Origin of the sequence: Agrobacterium sp. DE0009 (assembly GCF_007680755.1) — a bacterium.
In the GTDB taxonomy this organism is placed as follows: Bacteria; Pseudomonadota; Alphaproteobacteria; order Rhizobiales; family Rhizobiaceae; genus Agrobacterium; species Agrobacterium tumefaciens_B.
This window is the reverse complement of record NZ_VEIU01000018.1, coordinates 1-4,399: the sequence shown is the minus strand read 5'-3', so window position 1 is coordinate 4,399 and position 4,399 is coordinate 1. Positions and strand designations below refer to the sequence as shown.

The following is a 4,399-nucleotide window of genomic DNA, read 5'->3' as shown; positions in this document are numbered from 1 at the left end:
CCCGAGCCATCCCACCATACGATCTTGATACGGTCTGCTCGTTTCGCCCGGAAGACATAAAGAGCTCCGTTGAACGGATCACTGCCAGCATCTCGAACCAGTGATAGCAAGCTGTCAGGTCCCTTACGGAAGTCGATCGGATGGCTCGCCAGAAAGACTTTCACGTTCGACGGGATCATGCCGACCGCACCACTCGGATCACGCGACTGAGGTGTGCTTCATCGGCATCCACCCCCGCCCGGATAATCACGTCGCCGATAACCACCTCGATCACCGCCCGCTCACAAATCGGCCCCAAATCCGCCTCGACAGCCGCAGGCACCGAAGAGCCCCCTTGTTCGGCGCGAGCATCACGACGCCAGCCGAATAATTGTGATGGGTGTATGCCGATGCGACGGGCAATTGCCGAGACACTCGCTCCAGGCTCCATCGCCTCAGCCACCGCTCGCTCCTTGAAATCATCGGACCAACGCCGCCGAAACTGCCGCGGCGCGCCCTCGAAACGTTCCGGAACGGCCTCGATCATATGAAAGTTTCTAGTTCCAGAGATAGGCGCAGACATAGAAGCTCACAGCTGGTGAATAGTCATTACGCAATAGCTGAGCTCGCGCTACTGACGCCAGATGGGGTCAGCTTGCCGCTTACTCTGTAATCGACATTCCATGGATGAAGAACGGGAGTTTCTCCATGGAGACTACACTGGAGTTTCTCACAACCAGCAAGCCTGGAGGTGAGGTTCACCGACGCTGGCCTGATGAGGTCAAGGCGAAGATTGTCTCGGAAAGCTTGAGACCTGGCACGACGGTCAATGAAGTTGCGCAGCGGTATGGATTGCGTGCGAATAGTCTTTCCACCTGGCGGACGATGGCGCGGCAGGGCAAGTTGATCCTGCCAGCACCGGAGGATGCGGTCGAGTTTGCTGCAATGGTTGTCGAGCCGCAGCCGCCTGAACTGCTAACGGTGAAGAGTGCCACGCGCGCCGAGATCGTCGTCGGTCCCGTCACCATTCGTCTGGAGGAAGGCGCTTCCGCGTCCCGGATCGCTGCCATCGCTCGCGCCCTGACGGCGGCGACATGATCTTTCCATCGAACCGCGTGCGGATCATGGTGGCAACCAAACCCGTGGATTTCCGCAAGGGTCATGACGGTTTGGCGGCGCTGGTGAAGAACGAACTGCACAAGGACCCGTTCACCGGAACGGTCTTCGTGTTCCGGTCTCGCAAGGCGGACCGGTTGAAGCTGATCTACTGGGACGGCTCCGGGATCGTCATGGCCTACAAACGGCTGGAAGAGCACACGTTCACATGGCCCGGTATCAAGGATGGGCTGATGACGTTGACCCATGCCCAGTTCGAGGCCCTGTTTGCAGGCCTGGATTGGCGGCGGGTTCATGCCATCAGGACGAGGACGCCGGAGACCATCGAATAGCTGCGGCAAGATGACTCAGGACAACAGATTCCGAAGGAAAATCGGCACAGAATTTGGTAAGTTCCAGTCATGCTGAACACCGCTGATCTTCCCGATGATGTTGCTGCGCTGAAGGCGATGCTGATCGCAGCCCAGGCACGCGAGACGGCCAAGGACGTCGCGATAGCAAGTAAGGACGAGCATATCGCCCGCAAGGATGAGCGGATCGAACGGCTTGAGAAGCTCGTCGCGGCCTTCAAGCAGGCAGCCTTCGGACGCAAATCTGAGAAGACCGATCCCGAGCAATTCGACCTGGCGCTGGAGGACCTGGAAACGGCGATGGCCGCGATCCATGCCGAGGACGAGGCGGACGCTCCTGCTGGCAACAGGGCCACCAAGCCACGGGCGATCAATCGCGGCTCCCTTCCAAAACATCTTCCGCGTGTCGAAGAGGTGATTGAGCCAGAAAGCCTGATCTGCGGCTGCGGCGGTTGCCTGCATTGCATTGGCGAGGATGTCTCAGAGCGACTGGACATCATCCCGGCGCAGTTCCGCGTGATCGTCACTCGTCGCCCCAAATATGCGTGCCGTGCCTGCACAAACGGAGTCGTTCAGGCCCCGGCTCCGGCACGGTTGATCCAGGCAGGGCTACCGACGGAGGCGACCGTCGCCCATGTTCTGGTCTCTAAATATGCCGATCATCTTCCGCTGTATCGGCAGGCTCAGATCATGAGCCGACAGGGCGTCGATCTCGACCGGTCCACACTTGCCGACTGGGTCGGGCGAGCAGCGTTCGAATTACGTCCAGTCTTCGATGCGCTTATTGCCGATCTGAAGCGCTCGCCCAAATTGTTCATGGACGAGACACGTGCTCCGGTTCTTGATCCAGGCTCTCGTAAAACCAAGACCGGATACTTCTGGGCGTTGGCACGGGATGATCGCCCATGGGGCGGCGATGATCCGCCAGGTGTTGCCTTCACCTACGCGCCCGGTCGCGGAGGCATTCATGCTGAACGGATATTGCAGGGCTTCTCCGGCGTCCTGCAGGTCGATGGCTATGCCGGATACAACAGGCTGATCGCACCAGAGCGCGTTGGCCCGGACATTCGGCTTGCCTATTGTTGGGCACATGCTCGTCGCAAGCTGGTGGAGATCACCCGCAACGGAACAGCACCCATTGCCGAGGACGGCGTCAGACGGATTGGCGATCTGTACCGGATCGAAGCCGAATTACGCGGCCTTGATCCGGAGGCTCGTCTTGCTGGGCGGCAGGAACGGTCTACACCGCTTGTCGCCGACATGCAGGTTTGGCTCACGCATAACCGCGCCCGTATCGCAGCAAAGTCCCCGCTCGGCGAAGCCCTGGCCTACATCACCAAGTACTGGGATGGTCTCCAATTCTTCCTGACAGACGGTCGCATCGAGATCGACAACAACACCGTCGAGAGGACCATCCGGCCGATTGCACTGAACCGGAAAAACTCGCTCTTTGCGGGCCACGATGCTGGGGCTGAGAACTGGGCGACCGTCGCCTCGCTCATCGAGACCTGCAAACTGAATGCCATCGATCCTTTCGCCTACCTGACTGCCACGCTCACCGCCATCGTCAACGGTCACAGGCAGAGCCGGATTGATGAGCTGCTGCCTTGGAGCTTTGTCCCCAACTGCAATAGCGAAGCTACTGCTTGATATCCGAAAACGCTAATCGAGCAGGCGACGCACCATCATGACGTCATCGATCTCCCTGCCGTCATGTAAAGCCAGCAGGAATCCGACCGACCTCAGAGAAGCCTTCCCGCAAGTAGAAACGTATGGCCGCCGGGTTCTCCGCACTCACAGCCAGTTCCAACTGCAGAATCCCGATGTTACGGGCATAGTCTGCAACTGTCCCCAGGAGACTACGGGCAAGGCCGGTTCCGCGTAGGTTCTTGCGCACATAAACCATGATAATCGTGGCCCGATGAGCCATCTTGCTCGCACGTTGGCGGAGCAAACCGGTCATGCCCACAGGTTCGTCATCCCGAAACGCGACAAAAACCGGATCATGCAGACGCTGCTGCCATTCATCGACAGACAGTGAAACCCAGTCCTCATAGCTGCTTGCATAAAAGGTCGGTTCGGAGCGAAGCGCTTCCAGGCGAATGCGTCGAAATGCGTCCACTTGGTCTGCCTGAATACGCCTGACCGATAGCGAGCTTCCGTCCATCAATGGCCTCCTGCGATATACAGGCAAAGCCTATACGCGCGTTTCAATTCAATGCAACAAAGGAGGGCCGATAACATCAGAGCGTGGCCCAGAAACAGCGCTTACTCAGCGCCGAGAGCTGGCCGAGAAAGCAGTGGCGCAACGCTGTGTGAGTGTCACGCTGGCATGCAGGACATTTGGCGTCCGCGAGACCTGTTTTCGGTATAGCCCAAAGCGCAATGCCGGTAACGATGAGATCGCCGATCTGTTGCTTGGGCTTGTCAAGGTGAAGAAGACCTGGGGCTTCGGTCTCTGCTTCCTGCATATGCGCAATGTCCAAGGCTTTCGCTGGAACCACAAACGAGTCTACCGCATCTACCGGGAGCTTGAGCTGAACCTGAGGATCAAGCCCCGCCGGCGGCTGAAGCGCGAGAAGCCGGAGGAGATGGCGGTGCCCGATGCACCGAACGTGGTCTGGTCGATGGACTTCATGGCGGATCGCCTGCTGGACGGTCGCCAGTTCAGGCTTCGGTGCGCCACCTGAAGACCTTCACCGGCATTCTGCAGGCGGACGCCTATGGCGGCTATAATCCGCTGTTAAAGGGTGATCGCGATCCAAATCCTCTAAGGCAGGCGTTTTGTTGGGCACACTCGCGGCGCAAGTTCTTCGTGCTCGCCGACATTGCCACAAGCGCCAAGCGTGGAAAGAACGCCGCGCCGATCTCACCTATGGCGCTCGAAGCCGTCAAACGGATCGACGGCCTGTTCGATATTGAGCGCGAGATCAACGGTCTTACGGCCGATCAAC

Annotated in this window: 5 protein-coding genes and 3 pseudogenes; 5 read left to right on the top strand and 3 right to left on the bottom strand. The window is 58.9% G+C overall.

Annotation, left to right across the window (positions count from 1 at the left end):
- A partial coding sequence (gene tnpB, locus FS804_RS25485; RefSeq protein ID WP_144579332.1) for an IS66 family insertion sequence element accessory protein TnpB occupies positions 1-179 on the bottom strand: 179 nt, incomplete at its 3' end.
- A complete protein-coding gene (locus FS804_RS24525; protein WP_246665956.1) occupies positions 176-526 on the bottom strand; it encodes a transposase in 351 nt (116 codons plus the stop codon). The genes FS804_RS24525 and tnpB (FS804_RS25485), both read right to left, overlap by 4 nt.
- 161 nt (positions 527-687) lie before the next feature.
- Between FS804_RS24525 and FS804_RS24520 the strand changes: the two genes are divergently transcribed.
- The 3 genes from FS804_RS24520 (at position 688) to FS804_RS24510 (ending at position 3,095) form a co-directional block, all read left to right on the top strand.
- Positions 688-1,077: a transposase gene (locus FS804_RS24520; protein WP_210244465.1), complete on the top strand. Its 390-nt coding sequence runs from the start codon at positions 688-690 to the stop codon at positions 1,075-1,077.
- Positions 1,074-1,427, top strand: a complete 354-nt coding sequence (tnpB, locus tag FS804_RS24515; RefSeq protein ID WP_144579329.1) for an IS66 family insertion sequence element accessory protein TnpB — start codon at positions 1,074-1,076, stop codon at positions 1,425-1,427. The genes FS804_RS24520 and tnpB (FS804_RS24515) overlap by 4 nt, the downstream gene beginning before the upstream one ends.
- A gap of 69 nt (positions 1,428-1,496) precedes the next feature.
- Positions 1,497-3,095, top strand: a complete 1,599-nt coding sequence (locus tag FS804_RS24510) for an IS66 family transposase (protein WP_144579328.1) — start codon at positions 1,497-1,499, stop codon at positions 3,093-3,095.
- 12 nt (positions 3,096-3,107) lie between these two features.
- Here the strand turns inward: FS804_RS24510 and FS804_RS24505 are convergent.
- A pseudogene (locus FS804_RS24505) lies at positions 3,108-3,612 on the bottom strand (N-acetyltransferase family protein).
- A 103-nt stretch (positions 3,613-3,715) separates the two neighbouring features.
- Here FS804_RS24505 and FS804_RS24500 point away from each other — a divergent pair.
- Together FS804_RS24500 and FS804_RS24495 are read left to right on the top strand one after the other, a co-directional pair.
- Positions 3,716-4,120 (top strand): annotated as a pseudogene (locus FS804_RS24500) (IS3 family transposase); the annotation flags it as partial.
- A gap of 8 nt (positions 4,121-4,128) precedes the next feature.
- A pseudogene (locus FS804_RS24495) lies at positions 4,129-4,399 on the top strand (transposase); the annotation flags it as partial.